This window comes from Bradyrhizobium sp. Pa8, assembly GCF_052588265.1.
In genome coordinates, this window is record NZ_CP176767.1 from 3023808 (window position 1) to 3042476 (window position 18669).

At 65.0% G+C, this 18669-nt stretch carries 17 protein-coding genes and 1 riboswitch; of the genes, 12 read left to right on the forward strand and 5 right to left on the reverse strand.

All coding sequences use genetic code 11. The features are described from left to right. Nucleotides 1-163: 163 nt before the first annotated feature. Genes ACKWRH_RS13670 through ACKWRH_RS13680 form a run of 3 tightly spaced genes read left to right on the forward strand, consistent with a single transcriptional unit; the run spans nt 164 to nt 3158 of the window. Nucleotides 164-2050 carry an ATP-binding protein gene (locus ACKWRH_RS13670; protein WP_445220965.1) on the forward strand — a complete coding sequence of 629 codons (1887 nt, stop codon included), beginning with the start codon at nt 164-166 and terminating at the stop codon, nt 2048-2050. Then, nucleotides 2043-2756: a peptidoglycan-binding protein gene (locus tag ACKWRH_RS13675; RefSeq protein ID WP_445220966.1), complete on the forward strand. Its 714-nt coding sequence runs from the start codon at nt 2043-2045 to the stop codon at nt 2754-2756. The genes ACKWRH_RS13670 and ACKWRH_RS13675 overlap by 8 nt, the downstream gene beginning before the upstream one ends. 57 nt (nt 2757-2813) lie before the next feature. Beyond that, a complete protein-coding gene (locus ACKWRH_RS13680) occupies nt 2814-3158 on the forward strand; it encodes a DUF1491 family protein (protein ID WP_445220967.1) in 345 nt (114 codons plus the stop codon). Here the strand turns inward: ACKWRH_RS13680 and ACKWRH_RS13685 are convergent. After that, entirely contained in the window at nt 3155-4129 is a 975-nt protein-coding gene (locus tag ACKWRH_RS13685; protein WP_445220968.1) for a DUF2336 domain-containing protein, read from the reverse strand. The two genes, ACKWRH_RS13680 and ACKWRH_RS13685, sit on opposite strands and share 4 nt — an antisense overlap. 255 nt (nt 4130-4384) lie before the next feature. On the opposite strand from ACKWRH_RS13685, the gene ACKWRH_RS13690 reads away from it, so the two are divergent. Together ACKWRH_RS13690 and ACKWRH_RS13695 are read left to right on the forward strand one after the other, a co-directional pair. Further along, nucleotides 4385-4573: a hypothetical protein gene (locus ACKWRH_RS13690; protein ID WP_445220969.1), complete on the forward strand. Its 189-nt coding sequence runs from the start codon at nt 4385-4387 to the stop codon at nt 4571-4573. 15 nt (nt 4574-4588) lie between these two features. Further along, the gene (locus ACKWRH_RS13695) at nt 4589-5350 is read left to right on the forward strand and encodes a hypothetical protein (RefSeq protein WP_445220970.1); all 762 of its coding nucleotides are present in this window, start codon (nt 4589-4591) and stop codon (nt 5348-5350) included. Here the strand turns inward: ACKWRH_RS13695 and ACKWRH_RS13700 are convergent. After that, the gene (locus tag ACKWRH_RS13700; protein WP_445220971.1) at nt 5347-6210 is read right to left on the reverse strand and encodes a LysR family transcriptional regulator; all 864 of its coding nucleotides are present in this window, start codon (nt 6208-6210) and stop codon (nt 5347-5349) included. The genes ACKWRH_RS13695 and ACKWRH_RS13700 overlap by 4 nt on opposite strands. Nucleotides 6211-6303: 93 nt before the next feature. Here ACKWRH_RS13700 and ACKWRH_RS13705 point away from each other — a divergent pair, with 93 nt between their 5' ends. Beyond that, complete coding sequence (locus ACKWRH_RS13705; RefSeq protein WP_445220972.1) at nt 6304-7131, forward strand: MBL fold metallo-hydrolase; 828 nt, start codon at nt 6304-6306, stop codon at nt 7129-7131. A gap of 22 nt (nt 7132-7153) precedes the next feature. Here the strand turns inward: ACKWRH_RS13705 and ACKWRH_RS13710 are convergent, their stop codons facing one another. The 3 genes from ACKWRH_RS13710 to ACKWRH_RS13720 form a co-directional block, all read right to left on the reverse strand. Further along, entirely contained in the window at nt 7154-8233 is a 1080-nt protein-coding gene (locus tag ACKWRH_RS13710; RefSeq protein WP_445220973.1) for a Cj0069 family protein, read from the reverse strand. 160 nt (nt 8234-8393) lie between these two features. Further along, the gene (locus ACKWRH_RS13715; protein WP_445220974.1) at nt 8394-8801 is read right to left on the reverse strand and encodes a GFA family protein; all 408 of its coding nucleotides are present in this window, start codon (nt 8799-8801) and stop codon (nt 8394-8396) included. Nucleotides 8802-8939: 138 nt separating this feature from the next. Next, nucleotides 8940-11324, reverse strand: coding sequence for a TonB-dependent receptor (locus ACKWRH_RS13720; RefSeq protein WP_445220975.1), 2385 nt, complete (start codon nt 11322-11324; stop codon nt 8940-8942). A gap of 164 nt (nt 11325-11488) precedes the next feature. Further along, nucleotides 11489-11696, reverse strand: a riboswitch (cobalamin riboswitch). A 231-nt stretch (nt 11697-11927) separates the two neighbouring features. Here ACKWRH_RS13720 and ACKWRH_RS13725 point away from each other — a divergent pair. From ACKWRH_RS13725 to ACKWRH_RS13750, 6 genes are all read left to right on the forward strand, one after another. Continuing rightward, nucleotides 11928-12293 (forward strand): hypothetical protein, encoded by a 366-nt coding sequence (locus ACKWRH_RS13725; RefSeq protein WP_445222392.1) that lies wholly within the window; start codon nt 11928-11930, stop codon nt 12291-12293. Nucleotides 12294-12395: 102 nt separating this feature from the next. Continuing rightward, nucleotides 12396-12788 carry a FixH family protein gene (locus ACKWRH_RS13730; protein ID WP_445220976.1) on the forward strand — a complete coding sequence of 131 codons (393 nt, stop codon included), beginning with the start codon at nt 12396-12398 and terminating at the stop codon, nt 12786-12788. An 84-nt stretch (nt 12789-12872) separates the two neighbouring features. Then, entirely contained in the window at nt 12873-14300 is a 1428-nt protein-coding gene (locus ACKWRH_RS13735; RefSeq protein WP_445220977.1) for an efflux RND transporter periplasmic adaptor subunit, read from the forward strand. Then, nucleotides 14297-17467 (forward strand): efflux RND transporter permease subunit, encoded by a 3171-nt coding sequence (locus tag ACKWRH_RS13740; RefSeq protein ID WP_445220978.1) that lies wholly within the window; start codon nt 14297-14299, stop codon nt 17465-17467. The genes ACKWRH_RS13735 and ACKWRH_RS13740 overlap by 4 nt, the downstream gene beginning before the upstream one ends. 252 nt (nt 17468-17719) lie before the next feature. Then, the gene (locus tag ACKWRH_RS13745; protein WP_445220979.1) at nt 17720-18064 is read left to right on the forward strand and encodes a hypothetical protein; all 345 of its coding nucleotides are present in this window, start codon (nt 17720-17722) and stop codon (nt 18062-18064) included. 176 nt (nt 18065-18240) lie between these two features. Next, nucleotides 18241-18666: a hypothetical protein gene (locus ACKWRH_RS13750; protein WP_445220980.1), complete on the forward strand. Its 426-nt coding sequence runs from the start codon at nt 18241-18243 to the stop codon at nt 18664-18666. The last annotated feature ends 3 nt before the right edge of the window (nt 18667-18669 follow it).

An 18669-nucleotide genomic window follows, 5' to 3' on the forward strand; every position in this document is an offset into this window, starting at 1 on the left:
TGATGACGTGGTCAAATCGCCTAAAAATCTCCGCGATGACACAGTGTCCGGCGGCGGGCCGCATTGCCTTAGCACTCGTTTAAGGTCGCTCTGACACGGTGGCTCAACGATAAGGAGGCGTTCCGGCGCGTCTTCTCGACGAGTGGGCCGAAGCGCGAGACCCGTGACAGTTTTGAGTATCATCCGCGATTGTCTCGATGCACTGCTGCATCCCTCCGCGCGTTACGACGCGCTGACGCGAGCGCGCCATCGTGCCTTCATGGCGCCGCGGCTGCTCGGCAGCCTGGCAGCGTTTGCCGCATTCCCGGTCTATCTCGCCACGCGCGGCGCGCCGGGTGCGATCGAGGTCGCCGCCTTCGCGTGGCTGATCGCCCCCATTCTCCTGTCATGGTTCCTGTCGCGCACCGGCCGCTATGAAGGCGCCCATGTGCTGTCGTCGCTGGCGCTCGCCGGTCTGATCATGGCGGTTGCCGGCACCACCGGCGGCATCGAATCATTCGCGGCGATCTGGCTGGTCGTGGTTCCCCTGGAAGCCGCGTTGTCGGCCTCGCGCCGCGTCGCGGCCTTCGCCTCCCTGCTTGCGCTGTCCTGCGCCGGCGTCCTGATCCTTGCCGGCCAACTCGGCTGGCTGCCGGCTGGAGACGCCAGCGCCGCAGAACGCGGCGCGCTGATGGCGTTCGGCGTCGCCTCGGCGACGCTCTATGCCGCGGGCCTCGCCTTCGGCGCGGAATCGCTCGCGCGCACCAGCGTTGCGCTGCTGTTGCGCGAGGAAGAGCGCTATCGCCTGCTGGCGCGCAACATGAGCGACGTCATCTCGCGGCATCGGCGCAACGGCGCGGTGCAGTTCATCTCGCCGGCGGTGGAAGCCATGCTCGGCATGCCTGTCGCGCAGCTGCTCGGCCACGGCCTGTTCGACCGCGTCCATGTCGCCGATCGTCCGGCCTATCTCACCGCGCTCTCCGATGCCGCGCGCGGCGACGTGCGCAGCGTCGAGTTCCGGCTGCGGCGGGAGCCGGCCGGATCGGAGCGTGGCCAGGTCGATTTCATCTGGGTCGAGATGCGCTGCCGGCCGCTCGACCAGGATATGGGCCGCCAGGATATTGACGGTGACGCCACGCGCGAGGCCGAGGTCGTCGGCGTGATGCGCGACGTCACAGATCGCAAGCTCGCTGAGCAGGCGCTCGATCAGGCGCGCAGCGCCGCGGAAGCGGCCGATGCCGCCAAGACGCGCTTCCTCGCCACCATGAGCCACGAGCTGCGCACGCCGCTCAACGCCATCATCGGCTTCTCCGAGATGATCGCGCAGGAGCAGACCCTGATGCTGGGTGCGGCCCAGCGCAAGGAATATGCCCAGCTCATCAACGATTCCGGCCAGCATCTGCTGTCGGTCGTCAACGGCATCCTCGACATGTCCAAGATGGAATCGGGCAATTTCGAGATTGCGTCGGAACCGTTCGCGCCGCGCGCCTCTCTGATGCATTGCTGCAATCTGCTGGCGCTGAAGGCGCGGGAGAACGGCATCGACCTCATCACCGATGCGCCGCAGGACCTGCCCGTCATGACCGGCGATCCGCGCGCCTTCAAGCAGATCGTGCTCAATCTCGTCGCCAACGCCATCAAGTTCACCGAGCGCGGCGGTCAGGTCACCGTATCGGCCGCGGTGTCCGGATCGCAGCTCGCGCTGCGCATCAGCGACACCGGCGTCGGCATTGCGGCGGATGATCTCAAGCGCATCGGCGCGCCGTTCTTCCAGGCCGGAAAGACTTATCAGCGCCGTCACGAGGGCACGGGTCTCGGACTTTCGATCGTGAAGAGTCTGGTGGCGTTGCATCTCGGCGAATTGACTGTACAAAGCAGGCTCGGCGAGGGCACCTCCGTCACCGTCAGGCTGCCGCTCGTCTACACGCCGCCGCAGGTCAAGACGTCCGATAGCAAGACGTCCGATAGAATGGCGGCCGAGAGCAAGATCGCGACGCTGACGCCGGTGCCGCGCCAGGAGCTCCAGGACCAATCTCACGATCAACCCGCTCTGGTGAAGAAAAGTGCCTAAGAAGTCTGCCAAGGACGATGCCGCTCCGCGCCGCCGTGGCGCCAAGGCCGCGGTCATCGATGTCGAGACCGAGCGCAATCTTGCGATGCGCATCCTGCTGCACAGTCCCAAGGATACGCTGGCCGGTCTCGTCGCCGTCGCCGCAGTCAGCGCGATCGTTGCCAACGCGCTGTTCCTTCAGACCGGCCGGCATCCGGCGCCGATGTTCGGCACCGTGATCAATCTTCCCGCGCCGTCGTCCGTGCCGCTGTCGAACCCGTTGCCGCGCCCGCGTCCGGTCGGCGCCGATACCTCGCCGCTGGAGCCGAGAGCGACGGAGTTCCGCGCCGAACCCAAACCTGCCGAGCGTGCCGCCGAGAAGGCCCCGGAGAAGCCCGTCGAGGCGACGGCATCGACGCCGCGCGCGAGCGATCCGATGACCAATCTGGTCAAGCAAACGACGTCGGCGCCGCCTTCCGTCGCCATCGCGCGTCCGCCGGCGCCGATTCCCGTGCAGCAGAGCCCGGCCGCGCGGCGTATCGCCGGCGTGCAGCGCGCGCTGTCCGAATACGGCTATGGCAATTTGAAGATCACGGGCACGATGGGCGCGGAGACGCAGTCCGCGATCCAGAAATTCGAGCGCGAGCACAAGATGCAGGTGACGGGTCAGGTGTCCGACCGCCTGCTGCGCGAGCTCGCGGCGGCGATCGGCCATCCGGTCGAATAAGCGTCATTGCTGTGCGCGGGCTGGTGCTGATTGCAGCGCTGGCCTATCGTGCTCTTCATGCGTTTGAAATCAAACATCTGGGTTTCCGCCTACCTGCGTCGGTGCCAGACCGAGGGCGTGTTCGGGGCGGTGCGTCGTCGCGGTGCCGAGGAGGCGGGGGCGGTATTCGTGAAGGTGTCGCTGCTCGACGGCAATGCGATGCTGTACGCGCCGGCACCGCAGACCGTCTATGACGACGGCCGCCCGGTCGATCGCTTCTTCGTGCCGGTCGCGCAGCAGCCCTTGCCGGAGCACACCATCGAGGAGCGCCTCACCAAGGAAATCCGCTTCGATCCGGATGCCTGGATCGTCGAGACCGAGGACCGCACAGGTCGTCACTTCCTCGAGTTGGCGAAGACCTAGCGGTCCGATCCGTCGGTGCCCGTCCGCACCGCAGGCGCCGAGCCCGGCTGCACGCCCGGCCGGGTCTGGTTGGCGCCCGCACGCGCGCGCTGGCGTTCGTTGTCATGCAGCGACGACTGGTATTTTGCGCGCGTGACCGCGAGCGTCGAGCCGCGCCAGGCTGCCAGCATCACCAGCGCGGAGCGGTCGCTGAGCCGGTCGTAGAGCCGCGACAGCCGGTACACCGCATCCACCGACGTGCCGATCTCCGGCTTGAAGAACAGGAGGATGCGCTGGAAGTTCGGGCTCGGCATGTCGAGCGCGCGCGCGGCGACCGCGAGCGCTTCGCCGCCGGCATCATCGACGATCTGCGCTGCGACGCGCGAGGGCAGGATCAGGCTGTCGCCGAGCTCGTAGGTGAAATTCTCGACGTCGTTGGCGATTGCCGCCATCTCCAGGATCTGGATCGCGCGCTTGGCACGCACGGTCGGAATCCGCGGCGCGGCCTTCAGCGGGGTCTGCGCCAGATTGTGCAGGACCAGCGCGCGCTGGGTCGCGTCCGCGCGGAAGAACATGTCGTGGATCTCGGCCGCTTCCTTCGGCTGCATCGCCATGTTGGCGGCCATGCGCAACTCGGCGTCGGTCGGCGTGCGAGCAGGTGAAGCCGCCTGCGGGGAGCTGCGAATTTCGCGCGCGAGCGGAACCCTGCGGCCTTCCTGGGTCGCAACCAGCCCGAGTTTCTGCAGGACCGGGACGGGCGTCTGCGGATAGATCGCAAGCTTCGCCTTGACGGCGGCGCGCGTCGCATCGTCGACCTGGTCGATCAGCCGCGTCGCAAGCTCGATGAACTGGCGCTGCTCGTCGTCGCTGTGGGTGGGCGCCTGGACATAGAGGTCCGTCAGCACGCGCAGCAGCGTCGGGCGAACATCGACGCCTTCGCGACGGGAGAGGCTCATCAGCCCGTCGAATCCGGGAAACAGCGACTTGGTCATGGAGAGATACGCGACCTGGAAAAGATACTCGTCCGCGAGCCTAACGCAGGTTCCTTTAAAGGCTCGTTAAGGAAAACGAGGCGTGAAGTCGGCCCCATAATTTCAGGTGTTGTCGTCCCGCAACGGGACGCGGGAGGCCGCCCGTGAAGTTACGGTCCGGAAGGCGCGTTTACACCCCGTTAACCATGAACTGATCTTAATGAACGCACGTTGCACCAGCGCGCTCGGTCGCGCGGCAATTGATAGAGAGCTGATATGGGGACCATTATCGAATTTCCGGCCGGTCGCCGGGCAGGCTCGTCGGGGGATGCCACGCCGCGTACGGAAACGGGAACGATTGTGATCCTCCCCGTGATCCGCATCGAGCGCCAGACGGAAGAAACCAGCGGCGATCGCGGGCCGGAGCAGGGCACAGCGCCGGGGCGCCGTCGTCGCCGCCGCTAGCATCCGGCTTTTGCAATGCCGGATGCCATCTGCCAGATCCGCACCGTCGTAACGGCCGTCCTGCTCGCACTCGTTGGTGCGACCCTCGGCGCGTGCAGCGGCGGCGATTTCGGCCGTACCCGCGCTGACATGCGCAGCGACGACATGCATCGCTGGCTCGGCGCCGAGGCCACCGGCAGTGTCGGCCTGAGGCCGTCCCAATTCCAGCTCACCGACGCGGAGCGCCAGCTTCGCGATCTCGCTTATCCCATGATCGAGCCGCCGCTGTCGCGGCCGGCCTGGAAGAGCGTATTCGGCGACTACAAGGCGCTGCCGTCGCCTTGGCAGCAGAAGGTCGTGTTCGACCGCACCATGTATGGGCGCACGCTGATCGACGAGCCGCATCGCTCGCATTCATCGCGCTATGCGCAGCTGATCGAGGACGTGCGCAACGACATCACCCGCTTCGAGCCGTTCTTCGCCTCCGCGATCCGCGTCATCGATCTCGACAGGAAGCGCGATGCCAGCATGGCGCGCGTCTCCGAGCTCTCGCCAAGGGAGAGGGACGATGCGGTCGCGCGCATGCAGGAGAACTCGCTGATCGTGCAGTGGGTGCAGCAGTGCCTCGAGCAGCGCGTCTCGTCCTATCGCTGGGCGCTGGAGCGTCTGGTGATCCAGGCGCCCGACGGTATGGCGGCCGATGCCGACCGCCTGATCGGCGAACTCGCAGCCCAGACCGCCAATCCGCCGGTCATGAGCCAGCCGCCTTATGGTCGCGCGGTCATCTCGAAGGGTTAGGACTTCCTGCCCTTGTTACGCCGTGGGCCGATCCGATCCGGCTTTCGCCGCTGCTTCTGGAGCATCCCGACAAACTCCTTCAGCGCATCCGCCAGCGGCTCTGAGGCGCGGTAGGCGAGCCCGACGTCGCGTCTGACCTTCACCTCGATCTCGCGCACCGCGACGTCGGGATTGCCGCGCGCCACGCCTTCCGGGACGATGGCAATGCCGACGCCGGCCGCGACCAGCGCCATCGCCCAATCCTCCGATTGCGCGATCGCCGCGGTCTGCCGTCGTTGTGAAGTCCGGCCGAAGAATTCGCTTTGCTCGCAATGGCAGCGGTCGATCAGGGGGACACCGGCGAGATCGGAGGTCCGCAGCTTCTCCTTCAGCATCAGCGGATGCGAGGGCGGCAGTGCGGCGACATAGCGCTCGCTCCACAGCGCGACGAAATGCTCGTCGGCGCGCAGCATGCTCTTCGAGATGATGCGCGCATCGGCGCGCTCGTCGCTGCCGACGAGGCGGAGCGCGATGTCGGTGCGCGCCGTCAGCGGCTTCAGCAGCGCGATCGTTCGGGGTATGTCGAGCGTGCGCATCAGTCCCAGCGTGACCGTGGTCTTCGTATTCGGCTTCCTGAACAGGCTGCGTGCGGCGTCCGCCTCGTCTATGATGCGGCGGGCAAGCGCATGAAACTGTTCCGCCGAGGCGGTCGGCGCGACGCCCTTCTTGTGCCGGATGAACAGCGTGGTGCCGAGCTCGGCCTCCAGATGGGTGATCGCGGTCGAGATCGACGGCTGCGACACGAAGCATGCGCGCGCCGCCGCTGTCAGATTGCGCTCGCGGTAGACGGCGGCGAAGTAGCGAAGCTCGCGGATGTCCATAGGATATGCCTAGAGATAGTATCAATATTCAATATTTTATCTATAGATATTCCGGTGGCAAGAACGCCCTGCTCACAACAGCAGGAACGCCCCATGAAGATCCACCACCTCAACACCGGCACGATGTGCCCCATGGGCCGCCGCCTTGTGAACGGCACCGGCAGCCTGTTCCAGCGCGCCCGCCTGGTCTGCCATTGCCTGCTGATCGAGACCAATGACGGTCTCGCTCTGGTCGACACCGGCATCGGTCTTGGCGATATCGCAACGCCCAATCGGCTGGGTGATCGATGGCTGCGCCAGACCGCGCCGAGGCTGGACCCGGCGGAGACGGCGATCGAGCAGGTGAAGGCGCTCGGCTACTCACCCGGCGATGTGCGCCACGTGCTGCTGACGCATCTCGACCGCGACCACGCCGGCGGCGTGCCGGACTTTCCCCATGCCGCGATCCACGTCCACCGCGCCGAATACGACATGGCGGTGCTACGCAAACCCGCGCCGCCCGAAGGGCGCTATGTCACGGGGCAGTGGAGCCATGGGCCGGGCTGGACATTCTATGGCGAGGCCGGCGAGGACTGGTTCGGCTTCAAGGGCGTGCGCGCGCTCGGCGACAAGGAAGCCGACGTCCTGATGATCCCGCTCGCCGGCCACACGCTCGGCCATTGCGGCATCGCGGTGCGATCAGGTGACAGATGGCTGCTGCATGCCGGCGACAGCTATTTCCACCACGCCCAGCTCGACCCGTCGCCGCGCGTGCCGTTGATGCTGGGTTATTTCCAGCGCAAGGGCGACATGGACCGTGGCATGCGGATCGCCAACCAGGCGCGGCTGCGCGCGCTGAAGCTGAACCACGGCGACCGCGTGAGCATCGTCAATAGCCACGATCCCGTCGATTACGAGCGCTGCCGGTGCGGGACGCATTGATCGCGCCGGCTCGGGCCGCCCGCTATACGCCCGAACGCACTGCTTGAGTCCGGAGCAAGCGGCGCTTCACCGTTCGGGCGATTGCCGCCGGGGCGTCGTCTGGAATCGCAAAACAGGAGCTCGCGTTGATTTCGCACAGGACGTATGTGTCGGTGCCCGCGGCGTCGCGGGGCCCGTACAGGAAGTCCGCGTCCCAGATCACCGGCAGCGACGGTTCGTCGATGCCGAGCGTGTCCATCATCTGCGGCGTCCATTCGTCCTCCATCGATCTTCGGAGCGCCTGGAATTGCGAAGCATCGGGCCCGTGCATGATCCGTGGGCCCGGCTGCGCCTCGGGTGCGTCGGGGCCTTCCGGCGGCGGCGGGATCAGGGCTTTGATCAATTGATGCCCGAAGCCCGCGACCCTGGCGCCGCTCATGTAGCAGCGGATCATGCCGTCGGACAGACGGGGTTGGAACGCCTGGTCGATGATGCAGCCACCCCATCCGAAATACGGTTCGCAGCGGGCGAGGAAGGCATCGAACGGCATGTCCTCAGGCAGGCTGCCGCGTTGGGCATGCAGCACGCGAACCATGGCGTCCGCGTTGGGCAGGGCCTCCACCTTCCACACCCCCTGGCCGCCATTGCCGCGATTTTGCTTGAGCACGCGCGGACCGTTCGCCTGAAGGCGCGCGGGAAATTCGGCGCGGAAGCTTGCGGCGGTGTCATAGTGATGCGTGTCGGCTCCCCAGCCGAGATGACGCGTTCGGTAGAGCACGTCCTTGACGCCCATCTTCAGGATCACGTCGGGATGGGCGCTCACCCATGGCCCTTGCGCGGCAACGTCGCGAAGCAGCGGGTCGAGGGCCTCGCGCGTCTTGCCCTGATGGATCGGATCGACCCAGACGAGCACGCCATCGACGGCGAGCAGTTGATCGCGGACGGCGTCGACGAAAATCTCGTCGTAGATCACCGGTCGGGCTTCGATGCCGACCGCGGCGAGTGCTTCGAAAACGCGGACGAAGCGGCTGTTTTGCGCCGTCGTGTCCCGACGCGCGGCTGCGTCGCCGCGGGAGAGGATGGCAACGGTATGGCGGAGAGGAGGGTGACGTTCGGTATCCATGCGCAAGCTCCACGAATGGCGTGCTGCGCAGAGCTTGGACCGAGGTCTCACGGGGAGTCTGCTTCGTCCCCACGCCGATCAATGTACGTGAGATCGTCCGGCCGTTGCAAGATGGTGTTTGTGCGGTTCCATCCAGACGGCGAACGCTTCGCGCGCGCTGCTACGGTGGCGGAGGATAGCGGTCGAATGTCGGCAGTTCGTGCGCGCGCTCCATCCATCCAAGGCGCTCTGCGACCTGAATGTGCATCGTCGCCGGTACGGCATCGGGATCGTCGTAGGTCGCGCTCTGGACGTCGATGATCCCCGGCAACATGTCGGCATTGACATAAAACAGGCCGGTTCCGCAGTCGCCGCAAAAGTGCCGCCGGGCATGTTCCGAGGACTGATACACCTTGGGCTCGCCCCTGGTCACCTTGACGGCATCGTCCGCGTACATCGTCCAGCCGACGACGGGAGCGCCGGCGTGAAGCCTGCAATCGCGGCAGTGACACAGCGCATGCACGATCGCTTCGCCCTCGACCTGATAGCGGATCGCGCCACAGTGACAACCGCCGGTGATGGTGCTCATGCGTTCCTCCCGATGGAAGCGAGGTTTCGTTGATCGATAGCTCTCGAGACCTGCGGCTTCAACGGCGCAATCGATTTGCGATTGCGTCCTACTGTCGCGTGACAACTCCTGCCACTGCGCGGGTAAGGTGATCCGCGACTACCATTTGAACGAAGCCGCGATCTCGTAGCTGCGAGGCGCGCCCAGGATGATCTGGTCGGTGTAACCGGGATCGCCCCAGGCCGCGTAGAGCTTGTTGGTCAGGTTCTTGACGCGGAAGCTGATCCGGGTCTGGTCGACGGTTGGGAAATACGCCTTTGGGATATCGACGAACGCGTATGCGTCGAAGATCGTGTAGGCGTCCATAGTGACCAGATTGTCCTGGAAGTTGAAGCGGTCGCCGACGTGGCGGACGAGGCCGCCGATCTCCACCGGCAGCTTCGTGTCGAAGCGGTAGGAGGCTCCGGCGTTGGCGATGAAGTTGGGAACGTTGGGCGGCGTCTTGCCCGAATAGGACTGGAAGTCGCCATTGCCGTCGACATAGGTGAAGTCGATGAAGCGCGACTGCACGAAGGCGACGTTGCCCCACAGCTTCAGGCCTGCGACCGGATTGACCGCGGCGGCGATCTCGACGCCCTTGGAGGCGATCTTGCCGGCGACGTTGAAGAGGATGCCGCTTTCGGGGACGTAGACGTTCTTGCGCTCGATGTCGAAGGCCGAGAACGTGGCCTCCGCGCGCTTGTCGGCCGACAGCACTTTCACGCCGGTCTCGTAGGTTCGCGACGTCGTGAGCAGCAGCGGCGTCGTGGGCCTGAGGATGAAGATGTTCGCCACCGTCGGGTCGGCTGCCGTCGCGTACTGGCTGTAAAGCATCACGCCGGGCGCGATGTCCCAGGCGTAGCCGATGCGTCCGGTGACCGGATTGAACGTCTTCGAGAAAGGATAGCTGGCTTTCAGGAGGCCGTTCTCGTCGAAGCGGGTCCGCGACAGCTCGATATTCTCAAAACGGATGCCGCCGATCAGCGCGAAGGTCGAGGTCAGCTTGAGCCGGTCCTCGAACGACAGCGAGGCAGTGTCGAGATGCGTGTAGATCTTCTCGTCGCTGCGCGGGCCGTAGAGGCCGCGATCCGGGTTGAGGAGGTCGACGTAGTCGTTGAAGAACAGCGTGTCCTGCGAGACGTTGAACTGGTTGCTGCTCGCCGCCACGGTGGCGACGAAGCGATTGTCCATTCCGCCGACGTTGGAATTAACGGTGAGGTCGGTGATGTTGCCGTAGAGTCGCTGGGCGTGATCCAGTGCCAGGCGTTCGCGATAGATGCTCTGCGCGCCCGCGAAATTGCCTATTGTCTGGTCAAACGACGAGATCTCGTTGTTGAACCAGTGCCGGTGGGCGTCATAGCCATAGACCTGGCTCTTCAGCGAGATGTTGTTGGTGATGTCCCATTGAAAGCCGCTGCGCAGCCAGAGCTCGTTGGCGCCGCTGTGATTGTCGAGCACGTTGTAGTTCGTCGTCAGCGTGCGCGCGTCGATGGTGACCGGGACCGGCGTGCCGCCGCCGAGGTAATAGTTACTCCACCGACCGGACACGATGCCGTTCGTCGGCACGATGCCCGGCGCGTTCGCGGGCACCAGCGGCGTTCCCCAGTAGAAGCGGTCGTTGTCCTGCCTGTATTCGGCCGCGCCCCAGATCTTCAGGTTCTCGTTGACGCGATAGTTCAGCTGGCCCGAAACGTTGCTGAGCTTCGAATAGGTGTCGTCGATAAAGCCCTTGTTGTTGAAATGGCTGATGTCAAAGCGGTAGTCGAGCCCGTTGATCAGCGTGCTGCCGCCCGAGCCGTAGCCGGCGCGATAGCCGTTGAAGGAATCGTAGGACGTGAAGGCGTCGTTGATAACAGGCCCGGTATGCGGCACCTTGTTCACGTAGTTGATGGCGCCGCCGGTCGCGCCGAGGCCCGCCACCAGCGAGTCCGGTCCCTTGATGATCTCGACCTGCTGGAGGCCAGCCACGTCCATGGGACGGCCGGTCATGGTCGACGGCCCGATCGGGATGCCGTTGTAGAGCGTGGAGATCTGGTCGCTGGTAAAGCCACGCATCGAGAAGATGGCGGGCGCACCGGGCGCATCGCCGCCGATGACGCCGACTGCAGCCTTGGCGACGTCGGTCGTGGTCCGGATGCCCAGATCCTGCATCGTCCGCTGACTGATGACCTCGACGGTCGCCGGCATTTCCCGCGCCGTGATGCCGAGCCGGGAGCCGACATCGGTGACGGCGGCCGTGTTGAGCGGCGTCTGCACCGGGCCGCTCGGAGCTTGCGTGGCAGGAACGGCGACAGCAGGGGCGCCACGATTGCGTCCCGCGGCGCGCCGGGCCGCGCGCGGCTTCTGGGTGCCGGGGCTTATGGCGGGAGCCTGTCTCGGAGCAGGCGGGGTGACGATCACCGGGCCGACCTCCCGGGAGCGGTTGTCCTGCGCCGCGCTTTGCGCGAGCGCCGCGGACGACAGCGACACCGACGAGAGCAGAGTAATCAGGAAAGCATGCGACAACGCTGGCCTCGCGCCAGCACCGAAATGAAGATTTTGCACGACAACGCTCTGCGGCGACGCAAACAAACCGTCACCGCGGTTGCCTTCGTCATCCACCTTCGCCCCAGGCGGCGGATGCACCGGCTACTTGTCCGACATCAGGGCACCCCGCCCAATGCGTTCGCGCGTGACCATGGCTGGCAGCAGGTTTCCTGGCTCGCGGGTCATCGCCTTCGACCACCTTCCCAGAGGCCCAAGCGGGGCTCCAGTGGTTCGTTTGGTCGTCGGCTATCCGCCTACAGTTGCGGGGGCAGCCGCGGAATTGCCCACCGAGGTGGACGCACCGCATTCCCTTGAAGAGTCCTTGCGGACACTACCGATCACGAAACTGGCATCCGGGGATAAGCGCGTCAACATCCGCGTGGGCTGTTCGATGGGCCGGTCGGTCGATGGTGGCCTTGTGTTGCTGTTTTGCACGATAGTCCGAAGGACCGCGTCGAAACGTCCGGCCCGGCCTCCGGACGAGCCCGGGTAACGAACGCTTGACCACGATCAATGACTGCCTTTGGTGCCCGAATGTGCTACTGAGGCCGTGTTCCGGCCTGACAAGGTAAGTCGATATTGATGCAGTTCGTCCGTACCATCCTGGCAGTCGCCATCGCCATATCCCTGGCGATGCTGCCGGTTGGCGCGTCCGCGGCGAACCTCGCAATGTCGTCGGATGGCATGCAGACGGCCATGCACGTGAGCGGCGACGCCGACATGTCGATGGACGATTGTTGTCCCGACATGAAGGGAACGGGCTCCCATAGCGGCGGTTACAAGTGCGGGATGGGCTTCTGCTGCGTTGGCGGGATCATCGCGCTCGGTGATGTCAGGCCCGTGGCGTTCGAACGTCTCGCCGTCGTGGCCAGCAAGATGGCTATTCCGCCGGATCAGGTCGTTTCCTTCCGCGGCGGCAGTCCTCCTTTCCGACCTCCTCGAATCTGATCTCGCAAAGCCCGAGACGCGAGCGGCATGGCTGCTCGCGACGACGACTGACGTGCGCGCTTCACGCGCCACGGCGAAAGATCAATTCATGAGGACAGGACAATGCTTTCCAAAATCAGCACCGCGGCTCTCGCCGCCACCCTTTCGCTTGCCGCTTCCGCCGCGATGGCGGGCGCGGGCGACTACGCCTTCGAGCCCGTCACTCCGCAGATGAAGAAGGGCGAAGACGTCACGCTCGCCGTTCGCCTGACGAACAAGCAGACCGGCAAGCCGATACCGGATGCGGTCATCTTCAAGACCCGCCTCGACATGGCTCCGGACGGGATGGCCGAGATGGAATCGGCGGTCGCGCCGCTGCCGTCCAGGGAGCCGGGTGTGTACGCCTTCAAGACGGACCTGCCGATGGCTGGACGCTACCAGATGACGCTGTCTGTGAAGTTGCAGGGCGAACCGGAGACGGTCACCGGCAAGGTGATCGTCACGGCGATCAAGTGAGCGTTCGGGCGCTGCCCGGCGGCGCCCGACATTCCCCTTTTTCCTTCACACGGACGCGCGCTCCCGGGCGCGCGGATACACGACATGAAAACGCTGCGTCTCCTGACGGCACTTGCGCTGGGCGGTGGCCTGGTCCTGGCCGGCGACTACTGGCATTCGAACGGTGCGGGCTGGCTCGCTGAGGCCGACATATCATCGGCTGCGGCCGCCGCGGAGCCAACTCCGCTCTACTACCGCGATCCAGATGGTGCGCCGCTCTGGTCTGCCGGTCCGAAGAAGGACGACCGCGGGCGGGACTATCTGCCGGTCTACGACGAAGCTGGCGCGGCCGTCGCGCCGGCGCCGCCGAAGGCGGCTTCGCCGCGAAAAATCCTCTACTACCGCAATCCCATGGGGCTGCCCGATACGTCGCCCGTCCCAAAGAAGGATCCGATGGGGATGGACTATGTCGCCGTTTACGAAGGCGACGACGCCGACGACGGCACGGTGAAGCTGTCGCCCGGCAAGATCCAGCGCGCGGGCGTGAAGTCCGAGCCCGTCACGCGGCGCTCGATCAGGGTCTCGGTGAAGGCGCCTGGCACGATCCAGCTCGATGAACGCCGCGTGTCGGTGATCGCGATGCGCGCCGAAAGCTTCGTGCAGAAGGTCGCCGACGTGACGACCGGCACGCGCGTGAAGGCCGGCCAGCCGCTGATGGAAATCTACAGTTCGGCGGTGGCTTCCGCGGCGGCGGAATATCTCGCGACGATCACCTCCAGAACGGTCGGCGGTGTCGAGATGTACGGCCGCGGCTCGCGACAGCGGCTGGTCAATCTCGACGTTCCCGAGTCCGTCATCGCGGAGATGGACAAGACGCACACCGCGCCCGTCGCCATACGCTGGTCTGCGCCGCGCGACGGGGTCGTGCTCGAACGCAACGCGATCGAAGGGATGCGGGCCAATCCCGGCGACGTCCTGTTCCGGATCGCGGACACCTCGGTCGTCTGGGCGCTGGTCGACGTGGCCGAGCGCGATCTCGGCAACATCGCGGTGGGGCAGTCAGTCGCGGTGCGCGCGCGCAGTTTCCCCGGCCGGACCTTCAGCGGGACAATCGCCGTCGTCTATCCGCAGGTGAACCGCGACACGCGCACCGTTCGCATCAGGATCGAGCTTGCCAATCCGGACGCGGTGCTGCTGCCCGACATGTACGTCGATGCCGACATCGACACGGCCGATGCCGCGCCCGTCCTGGCGATACAGGACAGCGCGGTGCTCGACACCGGCAGTCGGCAGGCCGTCCTCGTCGACAGGGGGGAAGGGCGCTTCGAGCCGCGGGAAGTCAAGCTCGGCCGTCGCGGCGGCGGTTATGTCGAGGTGCGCCATGGTCTCGCGGACGGCGAGGCGGTGGTGACCTCCGCCAACTTCCTGATCGATGCTGAAAGCAACCTGAAGGCGGCGCTGAAGGGGTTTGGCGAGGCGGCGTCCCAAGCCTCCGACGCCGGCCCTGGCAATGCAACGGGAGATCACAAATGATCGCCCGCATCATCGCCTGGTCGGCGCGCAATCTGCTGCTCGTTCTGTTCGGGACCGGCTTCGCGGCCGCCGCCAGCCTCTATGCCCTGGTTCACCTTCCGCTGGATGCGATCCCGGATCTCTCGGATACGCAGGTCATCGTCTACACCGAGTATCCCGGCCAGGCGCCGCAGGTGATCGAGGATCAGGTCACCTATCCGCTGACGACGGCGATGCTCACCGTGCCGAAATCGAAGGTCGTACGCGGCTTCTCGTTCTTCGGCGTCTCCTTCGTCTACGTGATCTTCGAGGACGGCACCGACATCTATTGGGCGCGGTCGCGCGTCATGGAATTCCTGAACGGCGCGGCGTCCAGGCTTCCCGCCGGCGTCACCCCGACCATCGGGCCCGACGCGACCGGCGTCGGCTGGGTCTACCAATACGCCGTCATATCGAAGGAATTGAACCTGGCGGACACGCGCACGATCCAGGACTGGAATCTGAAGTTCGCGCTGGCCAAGGCCGAAGGCGTCGCCGAGGTCGCCAGCGTCGGCGGCTTCGTCAAGCAGTACAACGTGGTCCTCGACCCGCAGCGGATGCGCGACCGCGGCATCAGCATGCAGAAAATACGTGAGGCGATCCGCGCCAGCAACGCCGACGTCGGCGGCCGCACCGTCGAGCTCTCCGAGTTCGAATACGTCATCCGCGGCAAGGGCTACATCAAGAGCATCAACGATCTCGGCAACATCGTGCTGAAGACGAGCAACGGCACGCCGGTGCTGCTGCGGGACGTCGCCAACGTCGAGCTCGGGCCCGACGAGCGGCGCGGCATCGCCGAATTGAACGGCGAGGGCGAGGTCGCAAGCGGCATCGTGCTGCAGCGGTTCGGCGTCAACGCCCTCGACGTCATCGAAAACGTCAAGAAGCGCTTCAGGGAGATCGCGAGCAGCTTGCCGAAATCGGTCGAGATCGTGCCGGTCTATGACCGGTCGAACCTGATCTACGCGGCCATCGATACCCTCAAGCATACCCTGTTCGAGGAGAGCATCGTCGTCGGGCTCGTCTGCATCGTGTTCCTTCTGCATGTCCGCAGCGCACTCGTCGCGATCCTGATGTTGCCGGTCGGCGTGTTGATGGCGTTTGGCGCCATGAAGCTGCTCGGGCTGGGATCGAACATCATGAGCCTCGGCGGCATCGCGATTGCGATCGGCGCCATGGTGGACGCCGCCATCGTCATGATCGAGAACGTACACAAGCACCTCGAACGGGCGAGGCCCGACCAGTCGCGCGTGCAGGTTCTGATCGACGCGGCATCCGAGGTCGGCCCCGCGCTCTTCTTCAGCCTGTTGATCATCACCGTGTCGTTCATGCCGATCTTCACGCTGGAATCGCAGGAGGGCCGATTGTTCAGCCCATTGGCGTTCACGAAGACCTTCTCCATGGCCGCCGCGGCGTTGCTGTCCGTCACCCTGGTGCCGGCGCTGATGGTGATCTTCGTCCGCGGCAGGATCGTCCCGGAGAGCAGGAACGTCATCAATCGCGCCCTGATCTGGGTCTACCGTCCCGTGATCAAGGGGGTTCTGCGCGCCAAGACGCTGGTCATCCTGGCTTCGCTCGTCGTGCTTGCGGTGACGATCTGGCCGGCGCGCCAGCTCGGCACCGAGTTCATGCCGGCGCTGAACGAGGGAACGCTGCTCTACATGCCAACGACGCTGCCCGGCATTTCGGTCACCAAGGCGGCCGAACTGATGCAGATGCAGGACCGCATCATCAAGTCGTTCCCGGAGGTCGATTCGGTCTACGGTAAGGCGGGACGAGCCGCCACCGCGACCGATCCCGCCCCGACCGAGATGTTTGAGACGATCGTCAACCTGAAGCCTAGGGAGCAGTGGCGTTCCGGCGTTACCGTCGACAGTCTCATCGCCGAGATGGACAAGGCGTTGCAGTTTCCGGGTGTCTCCAACGCCTGGACCATGCCGATCAAGGCGCGCATCGACATGCTCTCCACCGGAATCCGCACGCCGGTCGGCGTCAAGGTCATGGGCACGGACCTCGCCGAGATCGACCGGCTCGCGAAGCAGATCGAACGCGTCATCAAGACCGTACCCGGCACGTCGTCGGCCTACGCCGAGCGCGGCATCGGCGGCTATTATCTCGAGATCGTTCCCGACCGCGAGGCGCTCGCCCGTTACGGCATCCTGATCCAGGACGTCCAGGACACCATTGCGGCCGCGCTCGGCGGTCAGACGGTCACGACGACCGTGGAGGGCCGGCAGCGGTTCACGGTGAACATGCGCTATCCGCGCGACCTCAGAGACAACCCCAAGGCCATCGCCAGCGACATCCTGGTGCCGATGCCGTCGGGCGGCGCCGTGCCGCTCGGCGAGGTGGCGAAGGTCGAACCCGCGCGCGGGCCGACGTCGATCCGGACGGAGAACGGCCAGCTTGCGACCTACATCTATGTCGACATCCGGGATCGCGACATCGGGAGCTACGTCGCTGATGCACAACGCGCCGTGACGGAGAGCATCCGGTTTCCCGCCGGCACCTACGTCGTGTGGAGCGGCCAGTACGAATATCTGCAGCGCGCAGCCGCCCGGCTGAAGATCGTCGTGCCCGTGACGCTCACGATCATCTTCCTGCTGCTGTATCTGAACTTCCGCGCGATGACCGAGACGCTGATCGTGATGCTGTCGCTGCCGTTCGCGCTGGTCGGCGGCATCTGGATGATGTGGTGGCTCGGCTTCAACCTGTCCGTTGCCGTCGCGGTCGGCTTCATCGCGCTCGCGGGCGTCGCCGCCGAGACGGGTGTCGTCATGCTGATCTACCTCGATCATGCGCTGGCCGAGGTGAAAGCCAGGTGCAGCGCCGAGGGGAGGCCACTGACGCGCCGGGATCTCCACGATGCCATCATGGTGGGCGCGGTCGAGCGCGTGCGGCCCAAGATGATGACGGTGGTTGCCATCATGGCCGGTCTGCTGCCGATCATGTGGAGCACCGGGGCCGGATCGGAGATCATGCAGCGCATTGCGGTGCCGATGATCGGCGGCATGACGTCATCGACACTGCTGACGCTGGTCGTGATCCCCGCAATTTTCGGCTTGGTGAAGGGGCGGGGGCTGCCGCCGGGCGAACGATCGGCTCCTGCCGATGAATGGACCGAGCGCGCGTCGCAAGCCGCCGAATAGGCTGGGGAGTGGAGGTCGTCTTTCATGGCGACCTCCGCTCCGTCATGAAAAGACCCGTGGCGGATTTCTCCGCGCGGGTTTTCGATGATGCCAACATGCCGGTGTTTTGCCCGACCGGTCAAGCTCGCTCGGCAGCAGATGAGACTGCAGGAACGATGGTTCCCCGGATTGGTTGATAGCTGTGTTCAACCACACAGAGCATACTGAATGCAGTGTTTTCCCAGTCGGCTACTCGTTCTTTTGAGCTTGCCAGTGATCATGTCTCTCGGAAGCTGCGACGCAAAACCCGAGTGCGACTCCCCTGAAACGCGAAAGGCGGTGCTCGATAGTGTTTCAGACGATCATCGCAATCCGTTGGTCGAATTCGCCGCCAAGAACTCGACTGCAAAAGCGAGCCTGGAAAACAACAAGCCGCTCTATCTTCTCGGCGAGAAGATCGTGACGACCTCGTCCAGCAACAACAAGCGAACCCTGCAATGCAGCGGCGCGATTTCAGTCACCGTTGGTGATGTGAAGGCCTCGAAAGAGATCGAGTTTGCCGTACAAGAATCGAAGGATGGCAAACTTTCCGTGTCGGTCACACCGTTCCAGTTCTAAGGCGTCGCGCGGGTTTGGGACGTACCGCACTGTTCCAATTTTTGGTAGCCGACGCTTCGCGATGGAATCTGCAACGTCAGTTTTCCACACCCACGACACGCAGTGTCGAATTGCCCACTCGACCTACTAGCGATCGATAATTTGCCAGCGCGGTCGGACGCCGCTTTGATGGCGGCATGGGCACCAAATCACGAGAGGTCATCTGGAGCGGTCGGATCATGGGGGCGGACATTTCCGCCAGGCACGCCCGCGACGAAGCCAGGAAGGCGGTCCGTGAGGCTGATCGCGCGGAAGCCGAAGCCTGGTCGGTCCGCATGGAAGGTTATGGCGGACCCTCACAGCCGTCTCCGACAATCGCGCAATGTCTCAACGGCGGCATGGACTGGCTCGAGGTCGAGTGCAACAGGTGCAAGGCGCGTGCGAGCCTGCCGCTCGATGCGATCCGCCGGCCGCGCGATACACCGATCTGGAAGCTGGAAGCGTCCCTCAAGTGCCGATCATGCCGAAAGGGACGTTCCGCACCGCCCGTCCACATGATCAAGCTGACCGCCACCCAAAGCATCACGCCATACAAATGGGTGCATCCCACCGAAGAGCGTTAGGGT